The 14,817-nt window shown below is 40.8% G+C and carries 12 protein-coding genes; 7 read left to right on the forward strand and 5 right to left on the reverse strand.

All coding sequences use genetic code 11. The features are described 5' to 3' along the window. Window positions 1-29: 29 nt before the first annotated feature. Both AC4PG5_RS09605 and AC4PG5_RS09610 read right to left on the reverse strand, forming a co-directional pair. A complete protein-coding gene (locus AC4PG5_RS09605) occupies window positions 30-593 on the reverse strand; it encodes a cob(I)yrinic acid a,c-diamide adenosyltransferase (RefSeq protein WP_492028681.1) in 564 nt (187 codons plus the stop codon). 51 nt (window positions 594-644) lie between these two features. Beyond that, window positions 645-1,268 carry a hypothetical protein gene (locus AC4PG5_RS09610; RefSeq protein ID WP_492028682.1) on the reverse strand — a complete coding sequence of 208 codons (624 nt, stop codon included), beginning with the start codon at window positions 1,266-1,268 and terminating at the stop codon, window positions 645-647. 259 nt (window positions 1,269-1,527) lie between these two features. Between AC4PG5_RS09610 and AC4PG5_RS09615 the strand changes: the two genes are divergently transcribed. From AC4PG5_RS09615 to AC4PG5_RS09645, 7 genes are all read left to right on the forward strand, one after another. Next, window positions 1,528-2,850 carry a TolC family protein gene (locus AC4PG5_RS09615; protein WP_492028683.1) on the forward strand — a complete coding sequence of 441 codons (1,323 nt, stop codon included), beginning with the start codon at window positions 1,528-1,530 and terminating at the stop codon, window positions 2,848-2,850. Window positions 2,851-2,861: 11 nt separating this feature from the next. Continuing rightward, entirely contained in the window at window positions 2,862-3,956 is a 1,095-nt protein-coding gene (locus tag AC4PG5_RS09620) for an efflux RND transporter periplasmic adaptor subunit (RefSeq protein ID WP_492028684.1), read from the forward strand. Between the two features lie 7 nt (window positions 3,957-3,963). Continuing rightward, the gene (locus tag AC4PG5_RS09625) at window positions 3,964-7,176 is read left to right on the forward strand and encodes an efflux RND transporter permease subunit (RefSeq protein ID WP_492028685.1); all 3,213 of its coding nucleotides are present in this window, start codon (window positions 3,964-3,966) and stop codon (window positions 7,174-7,176) included. A 10-nt stretch (window positions 7,177-7,186) separates the two neighbouring features. Beyond that, window positions 7,187-7,510 carry a P-II family nitrogen regulator gene (locus AC4PG5_RS09630; protein ID WP_492028686.1) on the forward strand — a complete coding sequence of 108 codons (324 nt, stop codon included), beginning with the start codon at window positions 7,187-7,189 and terminating at the stop codon, window positions 7,508-7,510. A 157-nt stretch (window positions 7,511-7,667) separates the two neighbouring features. Continuing rightward, on the forward strand, window positions 7,668-8,363 hold the full coding sequence (locus AC4PG5_RS09635; protein ID WP_492028687.1) for a Crp/Fnr family transcriptional regulator: 696 nt from the start codon (window positions 7,668-7,670) through the stop codon (window positions 8,361-8,363). A gap of 462 nt (window positions 8,364-8,825) precedes the next feature. Continuing rightward, window positions 8,826-9,893 carry a sensor histidine kinase gene (locus AC4PG5_RS09640; RefSeq protein WP_492028688.1) on the forward strand — a complete coding sequence of 356 codons (1,068 nt, stop codon included), beginning with the start codon at window positions 8,826-8,828 and terminating at the stop codon, window positions 9,891-9,893. Further along, the gene (locus tag AC4PG5_RS09645) at window positions 9,868-10,620 is read left to right on the forward strand and encodes a LytR/AlgR family response regulator transcription factor (RefSeq protein ID WP_492028689.1); all 753 of its coding nucleotides are present in this window, start codon (window positions 9,868-9,870) and stop codon (window positions 10,618-10,620) included. The genes AC4PG5_RS09640 and AC4PG5_RS09645 overlap by 26 nt, the downstream gene beginning before the upstream one ends. 436 nt (window positions 10,621-11,056) lie before the next feature. Here the strand turns inward: AC4PG5_RS09645 and AC4PG5_RS09650 are convergent, their stop codons facing one another. The 3 genes from AC4PG5_RS09650 to AC4PG5_RS09660 all read right to left on the reverse strand — a co-directional run bounded on the left by AC4PG5_RS09650 (window position 11,057) and on the right by AC4PG5_RS09660 (window position 14,783). Then, the gene (locus tag AC4PG5_RS09650) at window positions 11,057-12,169 is read right to left on the reverse strand and encodes an acyltransferase family protein (RefSeq protein WP_492028690.1); all 1,113 of its coding nucleotides are present in this window, start codon (window positions 12,167-12,169) and stop codon (window positions 11,057-11,059) included. Window positions 12,170-12,291: 122 nt separating this feature from the next. Then, a complete protein-coding gene (locus AC4PG5_RS09655) occupies window positions 12,292-13,371 on the reverse strand; it encodes an SGNH/GDSL hydrolase family protein (protein WP_492028691.1) in 1,080 nt (359 codons plus the stop codon). Window positions 13,372-13,397: 26 nt separating this feature from the next. Then, entirely contained in the window at window positions 13,398-14,783 is a 1,386-nt protein-coding gene (locus AC4PG5_RS09660; RefSeq protein WP_492028692.1) for an aryl-sulfate sulfotransferase, read from the reverse strand. Window positions 14,784-14,817: the final 34 nt, after the last annotated feature.

A 14,817-nucleotide genomic window follows, 5' to 3' on the forward strand; every position in this document is an offset into this window, starting at 1 on the left:
AATTTTCGGCAAAAGTATAATATTTTATCTCACTTACAAGTTTTATCCCAAAATATTTCAGTCTTTTGTTCAAGAAAGTTTAGTTCTCGCGATAAAACGAACAAATAATCAGAAATTCGGTTGACATAAGCCAACAATTCTAGGGATATGGTATATTTCTCAGATAAAACCAAGATTCGGCGTTCTGCACGTCTACAAACCGTTCGACAAACATGACAGACAGCAGCCGAGTGGCAGCCTCCCGGAATAATGAAAGCAGCCAACGGCGGTAGTTGTGCATCCAAACGGTCGATCTCTTTTTCCACCTCCTCGACGTGTTCCGGTGTAATGATACTTGCTTCCTTCAACGTCGTATTCTCTTGATCAGTAGCCAAATAAGACCCTACAGCAAACAACTTATGCTGAATACGGAGAACAAACGTCCGATCGGCTCCATCGGGAAGTAATGAGATTAAAACGCCCAAATTAGAGTTAAGTTCGTCAATCGTTCCATAGGCTTCAAGTCGTTCATGAGTTTTAGGAACCCGTGTCCCGCCGACTAAGCTAGTAGTACCCTTATCTCCTGTTTTTGTATAGACCAAGCTCTTTTTCATATCGCTATAGTTTTAAAATTAATCACTGAGAATATAAACGTCAGACCCCAATTAGAAGTTGACCACATAGTGTTGCTTTATTCTCTTTCTATTAAAGAAGAGTAGACCAACATCATAGAGGTCGAATGTGATTCCAACACGTTCGTCTTCTTTCATTCTATTCCAACACGCCCTTAAATCGGAAGAGTAATGAATGCCTCGCACCACAAATAAACTATCAGGATGCACACGTTCCGCACCTTCCTCAAACGTTCGTTCCACCTCTTCTGCATCAAGGTTGTTTATATAAAGGAAATCAATCAAGCTTTGTTCATCCAATTTGCAATCTTTTAAAGCCTCGCCGGAACAATAAGCCATTGATTTTATTGGTTCTTGAAGATACAGATCCGACAACGATGCCTCTCCAATCCGCAGCACGACATGGGGTTGTGCCCAATTCACCAATCGGAAGAGCAGTCGGTTCACCTTCCTCTCCCGCCATCCCAATCGAGATTTCAAGCCACTTTCTGCCGACAATTGTTGCAACTTATCATAAGCATAATAAGGCCGATGTTCATAAATCACATTGGTAATTAAGTTAAATGCAAATGGAGAGTGAACACCATATCCACATCGACGACGAAAACGGGTCATCCAAATAAAAGGACGCTTCAATAAAAGGGAACAACTTATCATCAACTCAAATTATTTAAGACTACAAATATACAGATTCTGAGGCCACAATTCTTTAGCACAAGACGAAAGTTAACAATAAAAAACGATTTCAGAAAAGATCAGTTCTAAAGTCCGGTTCCAAACCAGACACCAAGCAACGCTCAAACTAATCGTACCCCTGGGCTGTTGTATAACAGTAGTCCCCTTGACAGACATCAGTCCCGAATCTTAGAAAAGAAATCGGGCATCCTATACCTTTGCAAAAAAAAAACAGAATGATATGAAAATCAACCGTCTATTTTACGTCACTACGTTCGCATTGCTTTTCCTTTCAACTCAAAGCCATGCGCAAGATGAGGTCAAACCTCTCTCATTAGAACAAGCTATTGATTCGGCCATTCTTCATAATGAATCTTTAAAGCAAGCCAAGTTTACAGCTCTAGCAGCTAAAGCTCATAGTCGAGAAGCCAATGCGGTGTTCTTACCACAAGTCGAGTTATCGTATAACGCCTATTTTACGAATAATCCGCTGAATGCTTTTGGATTTAAGTTGCAAGAGCAGAGCGTTACCCCGGCCGATTTCGATCCTCAAAAGCTCAATCAACCGGGATTCAACAAAGATTTCTCAGCACAAATAGAGGTCGTTCAACCGATATTTAACCTAGATGCTATTTTTCAACGTAGCAGTGCACAACATTACGCAAAGATGCAAGAGTGGAGTCAGAAACGACGCGAAGAATATCTCCGCTTTCAGGTGAAAAAAGCCTACTTAGAAATCGGACTAGCCTACCGTACCGTTGACGTCATGGAAAAAGCCTTAACCACCGCCAATGCGTTTGTTGAACGCGCTGAATCCATGTTCAACCAAGGGTTAATTCAAAAGGCCGATTGGCTGGAAGCACAAGTTTACCAGAATCAGATCAGAACGGAACTTAAACATGCAACCAGTCAGGTGGCTAATAGTTCCGATCAACTGAGCTTTCTCATGGGAACGACGCCGGGAGTTGTCTACCGTGTCGACAACCTCATCCCGACCGAAGGAGTCATTCCCTCCTTGAACCTTTATACGCGCACCGATCTTTTAGCCTACAGATCGGGATTATCGGCAGCCACGAATAAGCTCAAAGCCGATAAGATGTCGCTCATTCCGCGCATCAACGCCTTTGGCAATTACCAGTTCAATGATTCGAAGCCTTTCCGATTTACCGCCGATAGTTACTTTGCCGGCATCCGCCTCTCTTGGCGCATCTTCTCAGGCACAAAGGACTGGCAGAAGATCAAAGCTTCTAAGTTTGAGCAACAACAGCTCATCAGCAAGATCAACGAAGTCCAGTCTGAAGCTGAAGTCGACTATCAAAAAACACTCAGACAATGGACCGATCTGAATTATGAACGTCAATTATCGGAGTCGATGGTACAGCAAGCCGAAGAAGCTTTAGTCATACAAAGCGACCGCTATCAACAAGGGCTGACCACTACCGCCGATTATCTGCGTATCCAAACTCAGCTATCGAAGGCTAGACTCAACAACGAAGTGGTCACCTTTAAAAAGAACCTGACCATCGCTTATCTTCAACTCATGACTTCAACCAACGAACAATAAAAGAACAACATATGAAAACAAGAATTGTAAACTTATCAGGATTGATCCTAACCATTGGACTGACTTTCTCAGCCTGCTCAAACTCGTCATCGGAAAAGTCGTCAACAGCGTCCGTTATCCAAGTAAAAACGATTCAGCCCACAGCAGAACAGACCCAAGCCGTCATCGGCAATGGACGTGTCCAATCGAAAGAGATCGCTCGACTCGGTACCCGGTCCATGGGAACCGTCACCTCGATTCGTGTGAAGAAAGGTGATCTTGTCGGTCAGGGACAATTGTTGCTGACGATCTCCGACGAGGAACTTCAAGCTAAAAAAGCACAGACAGAGGCTATGATTCGCGAAGCAGAAGCAGCCTTTAACGTGGCTCAAAAAGACGAAGAACGCTTTGCAGCCATGCTGGCCAAACAAACAGTTTCCACAAAAGAATATGAGAATGTTCACCTCAACTACCTTTCGATGAAATCGAAATTAGATGCAGCCAGACAAATGCGTAAAGAGGTCGTAGCTCACCAAGCCTACACTCGTATCACCGCTCCATTTAGTGGAATGGTCTCACAAATCAATATCGATTTAGGGGGACTAGCCAATCCGGGTATGCCACTTATCGTCGTAGAGAAGGGTAACGAATGGGTCGTTGAAAGTTCGGTAACCGAATCGGATATCAGCCGCATAGAAAAAGGGATGAAAGCGATAGTCAGCATCAAGTCGGCCAACCTTCGCTTTGAAGCTCCCATCACTGAAAAAAGTCTCTCATCAGTGGAGACCGGCGGACAATATCGGGTCAGCATCAGCGTACCAACCGAGATGCGCAAGAAGCTCTACTCAGGGATGTATGCCAATGTCATGATTCCTTTGGGATCGATGGTTCAAGAACGCCCAACGAGTAATTTAGTCATTCCAATCTCGACCTTAATAGAGAAAGACGGACTGACCGGGGTATTCGTGGTATCGCCCACACAAACAGCGACCCTTCGGTGGATTAGAGTGGGACAACGCATGAATGATCGAGTGGAAGTCACCTCCGGGCTACAGCCGACCGATCAAATTATCCTGCCTGAAAGCAAACGCTTAGAGAATGGACTTAAAGTAGAACTAAAGAATTAAAACAGATATGAAAGAAGGATTTGCAGGAAAGATAGCCAAGGGCTTTTTGCAAAGCAAATTATCACTGTTGCTGATGATTGCTTTCGTCTTACTCGGGTTATATAGTATCTATCTCATTCCAAGAGAAGAGGAGCCACAGATCAACCTACCGGTAGCCGACATCTTTATCGGTATGCCCGGAGCTACCCCTGAAGAAATGGAAACCAAGGTCGTTGCTCCGTTAGAGAAAACGCTCTCAAACATCAAAGGGGTAGAGCATATCATGTCGTCGTCTATGAGCGACCAAGCCATGCTCACGGTACAATTCTATGTCGGTGAAGATTACGAACGGTCACTCGTGCAGCTCTACACCGAATTGATGAAGAACATGGACAAGATGCCACAAGGCGCCACCATGCCCTTGATCAAAACACGTTCCATCAACGATGTACCGGTCTTAGCACTCACGCTTTGGAGCAAACAAACCGGCGACTACCTCTTACGTCAACAAGCCGAACTGATACGCAACGAGATCAAAAAGATCGGGCACGTCACCAATATCGATATCATCGGCGGACGTCCTCGTGAGATTCAAGTGGTGATAGACAAAGACAAACTCTCGGGTGTTCATCTTGATTTAGCCACTGTCAGTCAGTACATGCAAGCGGCTAACTTCCAAATGCAAGCCGGGAACCTCTACCAAGGTAATCAAACGTATGCCATTGCTTCGGGCAATTTCCTTCATACGCGTGAAGAGGTGGAGCAACTCATCGTCGGACAAAACCAAGGACACCCCGTTTACCTTTCATCGATTGCAACCATCACCGATGGTCCCACAGTCGAGCCAAAGACCTTTAGTTCGTTTGGCTATGGAGCTAGTGCGGACGAAGCTTTACGTACCCAGAGTCCTTCTGATTACCAAGCGGTAACCATTGCGATCTCCAAACAGGAAGGTACCGATGCCATGAAACTATCGGAAAAGATTCTCGCTAAAGTTGACCATCTGAAAACAGAATCTTTATCGCCCGATATAGAAATCACGGTGACTCGTAACTACGGAGCCTCAGCTTCCGAGAAAGTGTCCGAACTCTTGGTTCACCTCATGGGTGCCATTATTGCCGTGACCCTCTTTGTGATGTTAGCCATGGGCTGGCGCGGAGGACTGGTCGTTTTCCTATCCGTCCCCATCACCTTTGCACTGACCCTGTTTGCCTATTATTTCATGGACTATACGCTCAACCGAATCACCCTTTTTGCGTTAGTCTTTGTAACCGGTATTGTGGTCGACGACTCAATCATCATCGCCGAGAACATGCACCGACACTTCAAGATGAAGTACTTATCGTTCAGACAAGCGGCCTTGTATGCCATTAACGAAGTGGGTAACCCTACCATTTTGGCAACGCTGACGGTTATCGCTGCCGTGCTTCCGATGGCCTTTGTGTCCGGTTTGATGGGACCATACATGAGTCCGATGCCGATCGGTGCCTCTATTGCTATGACCTTCTCATTGATTGTGGCACTGACTCTGACCCCTTATCTCGGTTATATCTTCTTACGCCACAAGGACGATAAGAAGAAAGGTTCTGCTTCAGAGAGTGAAGAGTATGATCTCAGCAAGACTCGCCTTTACCGCTTCTATGCTTGGGCCATTACCCCAATGCTCGAATCGCGCCGTAAACGTTGGACGTTCATGTTAATCACCCTTGCTTTGCTATTGGGCTCCGTTTCGCTCTTTTACTTCAAAGTGGTACCGATGAAAATGCTACCATTCGACAATAAGAACGAGTTTCAGGTAGTGATTGATATGCCCGAAACAGCCACATTGGAACAAACAGCTGCAGTAACTAAAGAAATAGCCGCTTTTGTTGCCACACAACCCGAGGTCTTGAACTATCAAACTTATGTCGGCACCTCCGCACCGATTAGTTTTAACGGGCTGATGCGTCATTACGACCTAAGAAAAGGAGAAAATATGGCCGATATTCAAGTCAACCTAACCGACAAGAACGACCGCTCAATTCAAAGTCATGATATTGCCAAGCAGATGCGCGAACCGATTCAGAGCATCGCCAAACGTTGGGGAGCTAATGTGAAAGTGGTAGAGGTCCCTCCCGGCCCTCCGGTACTTTCAACCATCGTTGCCGAGATTTACGGTCCCGACTACAACGGACAAATTGATGTGGCCCGTCAGGTACAGCAACTTTTCAACTCCACTGCAGGTGTAGTCGATACGGATGTCTTAATAGAAGACGATCAAAAAGAGATCACCTTTGCCATCGATAAAGAAAAAGCGATGCAACGTGGCGTTCCTCCGGCTAAAGTCACCGAGAACTTACGCGCAGCCATTTCCGGAAAAGAGGTCGGCATGCTCCATCAGTCCAACAGTTTATCGCCTATTCCCATTCATCTCAAAGTCAGTGCGGAAGATAAATCGTCGATTGAATCGCTAAAGAGCCTACCGATAGTTAACAGTTATGGACAAACCGTTCTTCTTGGCGATATCGCTCAACCCGTTGAGCAAATTAAAGACAAGAGCATCTGGCGTAAAGATCAAAAGCGCGTCGTAATGGTAACCGCCGATCTAGCAGGAGCCCTCGAAAGTCCGGCTTATGCCATGCTCGACCTCAACAAACGCATGAAAGAGATTCAACTCCCTCAAGGGTATGACCTTTCGGTGCTGCACAACTCTGCCCCGGAAACAGAGGACAATTACACGATGAAATGGGATGGAGAATGGCAAATCACCTACGATGTCTTTCGTGATCTTGGTATTGCTTTTGCCATTGCCCTGCTCATGATCTACCTACTCATCGTTGGTTGGTTTCAAAACTTCATGGCTCCCGTCGTCATGCTCGTTGCCATCCCATTGTCACTGATCGGTATAGTGGTCGGCCACTGGATCATGGGAGCCTACTTCAGTGCCACTTCTATGATCGGGTTTATCGCTCTGGCAGGAGTTATGGTACGAAACTCTCTATTGCTCATCGACTTTGTCGACATTCGTTTAAAAGAAAATATTCCTTTGAAACAAGCCATCATAGAGGCTGGCGCAGTACGTACATTGCCGATTACCTTAACAGCGGGCACGGTGGTTCTTGGTGCGATAGTGATTTTGTTTGACCCTTTATTCCAAGGTTTAGCCATTTCACTCATGGGAGGTACACTCACCTCAACCATCCTCACCTTGATTGTAGTCCCCTTGCTCTATTTCAAAATGTTGAAGAATAAGAACAAATAATCTGATAACCATGAAATTATTAATCGTTTTAAGTATCAAAGAGTTACAACATAAAGTCGGCAAACTCTTACAACAAGCCGGCATTGGCATTTTCAGCGTCACCGATATCACAGGTTACAAGAAGCGTGATTCAATGCCCGGTTGGTTCGGTAGTGAAAATGGCAAGACGAACTCCATCCTGCTGTTCAGCTTTACGGATGAAGAGACGGCTCAAAAAGCACTCACCACCATTGAGCAATGTAACGAATGTAACCAATCTCGCTTTCCTGTCCGTGCTTTCGTGATTAATGTAGAGGACTTTGTTCAGATCAAAGACCATCTTCTTCCGCATTAATCACCCAATGCCCATCTATAAAATCAAGAAGGTCGACTGCCCTGGAGTAGCCGACCTTCTCATTTTATTCTGTTATCGGTTGGATCTCTCTGCATTTTTTATACTTTTGCACTGATATCACATAACGAACAGGCCGTTAAACCTTTTCAATTTGATCATGAGTACAGAAGAATTAATATCTAAGTTTCCCGTTATCCAATTGGGTGCATCTTGCTTTTCAAAATTATCGGAAGAGAAGCTCAATGAACTTCAGGAACACAAGCGACAGCTGACTTTCCAAAAAGGAGATATTATCAGTAAACAAGGCAGCTTTGCCCCGTCGGTAATGTTTGTGTTAGACGGCATCGTGAAAGAATATATTGAAGGTAACGCTTCGCGTAACACGAATCTGCGGCTGGTTGGCCAAGGTGAATTTATCGCTCTCTCCGGATTATTTAACAATAAAGTGAGCAACTACTCTGTAGTGGCCCTGACTGATGTGACGCTTTGCCTCTTTGAGCGCGACTACCTATTGAGTGTGATCCAAGAAAATCCGGAAATGAGTTTCCAATTGATTCACCGTTATAGTGAACTCGAAAATAGCTTCTTCGACTTGCTCCATAGTCATCTCTACAAACAGATGCATGGGAAAGTAGCTCGTGCCCTACTCTATCTTCACACTTTCAATACCGAGCACTTCAATGTTTTCGATTATATGTCGCGTAAAGATCTAGCAGAGTTTGCAGCCGTAAATACCGAAAATGCCATCCGCGTACTCAAGAATTTTGAGGCTGAAGGTTTAGTACGTATTCATGGTAAGGAGATCCATGTGCTCAACATTGAGGCCCTTGAACGAATTTATCAAAAAGGTTAAGAAGCTTGGCATACCATACGGCGCTATAACAAGCAGCACGGCCTTGTTAAACAACCATCTTATTTCCCGCAATCGACCTTATTGGGTCTCCTTCTGTCTAGGCGTCTATTCTTGCACGCTAAGCAAAAAAAATCACCTCTAGACTTATTTATTTTACAGATAAAAGATTAACTTAGCCTAAAATAAACTGATGAATAGCCCCAAGCTATCCTTAACCGAAGAGATCATCATCCTTATGCTAGTGGAAAGCCGTAATGCTATCGCATCACCAATCATCGTTTTATCGAAGTCAAACCGCTAACGGATCATTCCGAGAATTTAATCTAGAGGAACAGTTGTTTATATCCAATACGGTAAAAGAATAAATTAAACACATAAAAACACAAGGAATCAACGTATATGCCGTAAATATATCAAATATATAATCTATCTTTGTACAAATAACCGAACAAATCAAATAAAATGAAACGGATTTTCAAACTTCTGTTGCATTGGGTATTACTGTCCATTCTTATTTTGGGCATCTATTATGCTCTGTGGTTTGTGCTCGACACTACAGCACAAAGAGATTTCTTCTACTTCGAGGATTGGAGAACCGAAATCACGATAGACCTCGGAGTGACTTCACTTTTCACGGCTCTTGCTTTTCTAATAAGTAACCTCATATTCAGGATTAAGATCACAGGGGAAAAGCATTATTTATGGCAACTCTTTTATACAGTCGGCATCGTATTGATCAATTTACTTTTGGCATACTCTATTTCACGGGTATACTCTCTATTCTATATTGAAGAGAAAGAACTTCAAGTCATTGATATATACGTTTTAGGTCTTATCGCATCAGCTATTTCGGCCATTCATGCCAATCGCGCCTATTACCGGGTTGTTCTTGAAAAAGAAAAAATACAGTTCCAAGCCTTGCAACAGAAAAGCATGAACCAACAGCTCCAACTCGATTTCCTCAAACAACAGATTAATCCTCATTTCGTATTCAACAGCCTTAACATCTTACAAGGGTTAATAGAAGAAGACACTCAACAAGCCGACCGTTTTCTGTCGAATACGGCTAGAGTCTATAGGCATATGATTCAGAATCTAAACAAACACCTGATCACTGTTCATGAAGAGATAGCCTCTACCACTCATTATGCTTATCTCATGAACGTACGTTATGGCAAAGCCTTGGAGATTATCATTGATCCAACGATCTCAGAAGTAGACGAAGCCTATATTCCACCTTCAAGCCTACAACTGCTTATAGAAAATGCCATCAAACATAACCAAATCTCCATCGAACAACCGCTAACCATTCATATCACTCATTCTGAAAACAATTTAATGGTCAGCAACCCGCTTCGCCCTATTAATACGCCCATAGAATCGCTTGGGGTCGGATTAAGCAATCTTGTTGGCCGCTATCGATTGCTCTGCGACAAGATGCCTATTATCAGAAAATCGAATACTCATTACTCTGTTATTCTACCGCTATTAAACATCGAAACCTATGAAAATCTTAATCATCGAAAATGAAATCTACAACTTCACCCGCCTAAAGCGGTTGTTAAATGACCTCGATCCGTCTTTTCAAATCGAAGGTCCCTTAATGAGTAATCACGAAGTCACAGAATATTTAAAAGACCAACAACCTGATCTCATTTTAGCAGACATCTGCCTAAATGATGGACTTTGTTTCAATGCCTTAAAAACAGAGTATCTCTCAGCACCTATCATTTTCACAACGGCATACGACGAATATGCTTTGCGCGCATTCAAATATAACAGCATCGATTATCTAATGAAGCCCATCGATGCGGAAGAACTCAAAACAGCTATAGAGAAAGCAAAAAAGTTCATCCCGGAAGAGAGCAATACTCACATGCCCGAACTTCTCGATATATTGCAACGCCATAACTTCCGTTTCCGGGAACGCTTTCTACTCTCCTACCAAGATGGGTACAAGATTGTTCGCGTAGAAAATATCAGTCACATAGACACCGAAAATAAGGTCACTCACCTCCATCTAACCAATAATGCCTCAATGGTCATCAGTATGTCTTTGGACGATCTGGAAATGGAACTCAATCCCGATTTATTCTTTCGAGCAAGTCGGCAGACTATTATTCATATCGACAGCATACGGCATATCAGCAACCATTTTAATGGGAAACTATTGCTTCATCTCAGGAACTATCCCGATACAAAACTCATTGTGAGTAAAGAGAGAGCCTCTTTGCTAAAAAAGTGGATGGATAGATAGCTCAAGGCATAACACTGGTTCAGATCGTAAAAAAGCGGTTTCAGACGCATTTTTATCTGGTTCAGTAAAATTCTGCTTTTTTGTTATCAAATAGTTCCTAACTTTGTGTAGACACACTAGCTTAGAACGTTATTTCTTCTAACGGTTTTGCATCGTCTTAGAAAGAATTTCGAAGATATAAAGATTAACTGGGGAGGGTCCTAAATGAAGCATGATAAACGACTTTAGGAACTATTATCAGCCGACAGCTTACATAAGCTATCGGCTGATTCTCTTTTTATAGCAGGGAAAAACGGCTTAAGTCCCAAAGGCCATTAATAGCAAAACCAATCCAACTACAAACATTTAAAGATCTTCAAACACAATAAAGGATCAGTTTTTCTTTAACTTCTCAATATGCTGTCGTGCATATTGTTGTGTAGGTTCATCACCAAACTTATATTTTTATATAAATATTCTTTCTATAAAGTATATGCCCTATACCCCAAATTAAACAAATAAAAAGCAATGCATAGACTAAAGAGGCCTCATAATGACCTAATATAGGACTTAAATAATTAAACACGGCATCTGCAATTGAATTGTAGCTTGCATATTGAGATATTATGGTGAAAGGTGCTGAAAACAAAACAGATACGATTGTAGCTAAAACATATATAAATAAAGGATTTACCCCGAATACGACAAAGAAAGTCGACCATTTTTTATATAATCTTACGTCAACGATCCATATTAGCAACGACAGTAGGCTTGAAGCCATTCCTGTAGTAACCAAGACAAAACTAGGCGACCATATCTTCTTATTTAAAGGTAGACCATAATCTAATAGAAAACCACTAAATGTAAGAACGGCACCGATTATAAATAACTTTTCTATTTTATATCTTATGTCAATAGGTTTAAGGATGACTGCACCACAGCAGAATCCTATAAGGACGTGTGCTATAGATGGTATAGTACTTAAGATTCCTTCCGGATCAATGCCATTATCTCTATACATATGATTTTCTCCTAGAATCGTACAATCTACAATAGAAAGCAAATTTGTTGAATTATATTCATAGCCATTCCCTAAAATAAGCATCATGGAATATCCAATAAGAATAGATGCTATTATATATGGAATGTGTTTGTGTCTAATTAGGAGAACTGCTATTGCCGTAAATCCATAGCATATAGCTAATCGCTGAAAAACGCCTAAAATCCTTACACTTTCCCACTCGGCCACTCTTTTTTCATATAAAGAGATAGCAAACCATGAAATAAATAAGCCTATCCCCCACATAATGCCAACTCGTTTAAGTATTTTCCACATTAATGGTGTAGAAAATTCAAACTGTGTCTTTTTTAAAGATATATAAGTTGATATTCCCATTATAAACATAAAAAACGGGAATATAAGATCTGTTGGAGTCAGACCGTTCCAGATAGAATGTTCAAGAGGAGCATAAATGTACTGCCATGAGCCAGGTGTATTGACAAGTATCATACCTGCAATGGTTATTCCTCGCAATATATCTATTGCTATTAATCTTTTTTGTTTTTCCATTGGTCTTTTTATTGAAAAATGGGATTGTTTTTAGTTCATTTATATGAATTGAAACAATCCCATTAAAGGGTACCTTTATAGAGTTACGAAAATGTATGGTTCATGTTTTACGTATTTCATTTTTACTCGTTTTGGATTTCCCACCCTACTATAGTGGAGATATATGGAATAATACACATGGCCGTTTTCCTTTGTCCATATCGCCCAGGGTGCCAGTTAGCACCTAAATCTGTTTCCATATTGAAAAGATCTTGTTTGAGTTTTAAAAGATATATTGTACCATCGTTCTTTTCTGATACGATTTCTTCAAAATAGTTATATACTGGAGCCTGAATTGTAGGAGGAAAAATGCATAATATCTTTACATTACCATATAGCGTTTTTACCTGATTTATAATTTGAATATAAGAATGTTTAAATTCTTCTTTATAAGGATGAGGTTCTAGCGAAAAATCATTGGAACCCAAATTTATGACTACTAAGTCCGGCTTATAGCCTTTCCCATCCCATTTACAGGTATCAATTGTATCAAAAACATTCATCATAAGATCTTTCATTGTTTCTTTGGAAATCCGCACCGAATCACCATAATTTCTTGCTGCACCTTTGCCTGAATGTGCAATTAATGTATAATCTGCATCAAAATATTTTGCTACAACAGCAGCATACGTAAGGCCACAATTTTCGGTTTCTAAACTGAATGGATCTTTATAATTATTACTTTCCACACCATAACCGCATGTGTAAGAATCGCCTATAAACTCAATATGCCTTTTTACCTTAGGAGGCTGCCTACTCAACAATCCTGACTTAGATAGTATTACTTCGTGGATTGTTGTTTTACTATAAACCCCTTCGGTACATTTTTGAATTCTTATTTTGTGTTTTCTCTTATTATAATCCGACACAACATTCACAATTGTATCCAATCCCGATAGTTTTATTTTTCTTTGTAATTTATCATCAATGGAAATATTATAATAACTAGTTCCGGTTTCCGAAATTCTTAAAGAGAAGTCTCCTCCTGTAAAATATGTTTCCAAATAAGTCCCTATCCAATTAAATGATACATCACCGTTTGAATTTGAGATCGTTCGTCCCACATATTTTATATTTTCATCGTTTCCTTTAAATGAATGAGCATATAAGTTTGAAGAACCGAGATAAAAAGATAAAATAATAAGAGTGAATAAAATTTTCATTTCAATATAAATTAGAATGTTTGGTTTTAATAATCAAAAGGTTTGATGTAATCAGCTCTGTATGCTTGATAGCTAGTTTTCAGAATACGACGTATTGTTCCTTTCTTATCACTAAATATGATAGCAAAACTTTGAGTTAAACTTGTTACTAACAAATCGTCACTGATAATCGATGCGCCTCCTTGATATGGTGTTTTATAAGATTCAGGTATATCTACGTTTGTTGTAACTTCGGCTGTTTTATTGATAGCATCTATATTAAAAGTAAGTACTCTCGATATTGTCTTGCGCAAGCCATTATCAAAAACCATAACATTATCAGGATTTACTGGATGTGAATCATGTATACCACTCATATACGATGATTCTGGGATATTAATATCTCCATTTTTCCCTAACCTATAAATCAACTTCTTTGTCTTTCTATCAATCTTCCATAATTGGCTTAACCAGTTGAATGTTACATAAATATCTCCATTGCTATCAAAACTAGAGCTATTAGCGTGAAGCCAGTCCTTGCATGGATTATTATTGGGATTTTCTTCCAGGTTAAGTTCTTTTGTGGGATCCATAACCTCAAAGCAATTCCATTGCCATACAATTTCACCTTTCATATTTATTATATTAACTCCATCTCCCCATACGACATCTTCGCTGCCTCCTCCTTGACTAGTCAAGTCAAACGTCTGCGGAACATTACCCACAAATATTATATTTCCATCAGGCATGCGTTTAACATCATGGTGTGGATATAAATCCGGAAAATCTTTATGAAATAAGATATTACCATAAAGATCCATAACAGCAATGCCATTGCCAACATTGCGATTGGCATTTGTACCTACAATACATTGAAAAGTTTGATGTATTGGATCAAATGATGAAACTCTCAGGTCTGTGTCATTGAAGATCTGATACCACACAACATTTCCCTCCGTATCAAGCAAAGACAGTGTATCAGTTCTTTTACATACACAAAGCAAATATCCTGGAATTTTCTCAGTCGTTTCATCTTCTATCATGATAAATGATGAAACCTCATCTGGAAGAGACTTTGTTGTAAAACTATAAACATCCGATTTGACATATTTCTCCCCTTGCTTTATATTGACGCAAAACTTATATGTAGTTTCTTCTTTAAGGAAGATAAGAGTTTGTTTGGTCTCTCCAGAGGCCTCACGCTCTTTTGTTCTTAGAATCGATTCAACATCACCTTCTTCCCAATACTCAATGTAAAAAGATGAAGAACTCTTAAAATTCATAAGAACGTTTGCCCTTAGTGCATTTTCCGTATCGATTGACGAGGTTACAGAATCCATAAATTCTGCAAAATTGTTTTCTGATGCATCGTCATCACATGAAGAAAGCATACAGAAAGCAAATACCCATAATATTAAAAAACGTAGTTTCATAATCATTTATAATTTTAAAAGCTTCCGATTGATT

Source organism: Bacteroides sp. QWL-09, assembly GCF_058683585.1.

Excerpts from the sequence above, each read along its gene's own strand:
- AC4PG5_RS09605 (WP_492028681.1), bottom strand. The coding sequence starts at position 593 with ATGAAAAAGAGCTTGGTCTATACAAAAACAGGAGATAAGGGTACTACT.
- AC4PG5_RS09610 (WP_492028682.1), bottom strand. The coding sequence starts at position 1,268 with ATGATAAGTTGTTCCCTTTTATTGAAGCGTCCTTTTATTTGGATGACC.
- AC4PG5_RS09615 (WP_492028683.1), top strand. The coding sequence starts at position 1,528 with ATGAAAATCAACCGTCTATTTTACGTCACTACGTTCGCATTGCTTTTC.
- AC4PG5_RS09620 (WP_492028684.1), top strand. The coding sequence starts at position 2,862 with ATGAAAACAAGAATTGTAAACTTATCAGGATTGATCCTAACCATTGGA.
- AC4PG5_RS09625 (WP_492028685.1), top strand. The coding sequence starts at position 3,964 with ATGAAAGAAGGATTTGCAGGAAAGATAGCCAAGGGCTTTTTGCAAAGC.
- AC4PG5_RS09630 (WP_492028686.1), top strand. The coding sequence starts at position 7,187 with ATGAAATTATTAATCGTTTTAAGTATCAAAGAGTTACAACATAAAGTC.
- AC4PG5_RS09635 (WP_492028687.1), top strand. The coding sequence starts at position 7,668 with ATGAGTACAGAAGAATTAATATCTAAGTTTCCCGTTATCCAATTGGGT.
- AC4PG5_RS09640 (WP_492028688.1), top strand. The coding sequence starts at position 8,826 with ATGAAACGGATTTTCAAACTTCTGTTGCATTGGGTATTACTGTCCATT.
- AC4PG5_RS09645 (WP_492028689.1), top strand. The coding sequence starts at position 9,868 with ATGAAAATCTTAATCATCGAAAATGAAATCTACAACTTCACCCGCCTA.
- AC4PG5_RS09650 (WP_492028690.1), bottom strand. The coding sequence starts at position 12,169 with ATGGAAAAACAAAAAAGATTAATAGCAATAGATATATTGCGAGGAATA.
- AC4PG5_RS09655 (WP_492028691.1), bottom strand. The coding sequence starts at position 13,371 with ATGAAAATTTTATTCACTCTTATTATTTTATCTTTTTATCTCGGTTCT.
- AC4PG5_RS09660 (WP_492028692.1), bottom strand. The coding sequence starts at position 14,783 with ATGAAACTACGTTTTTTAATATTATGGGTATTTGCTTTCTGTATGCTT.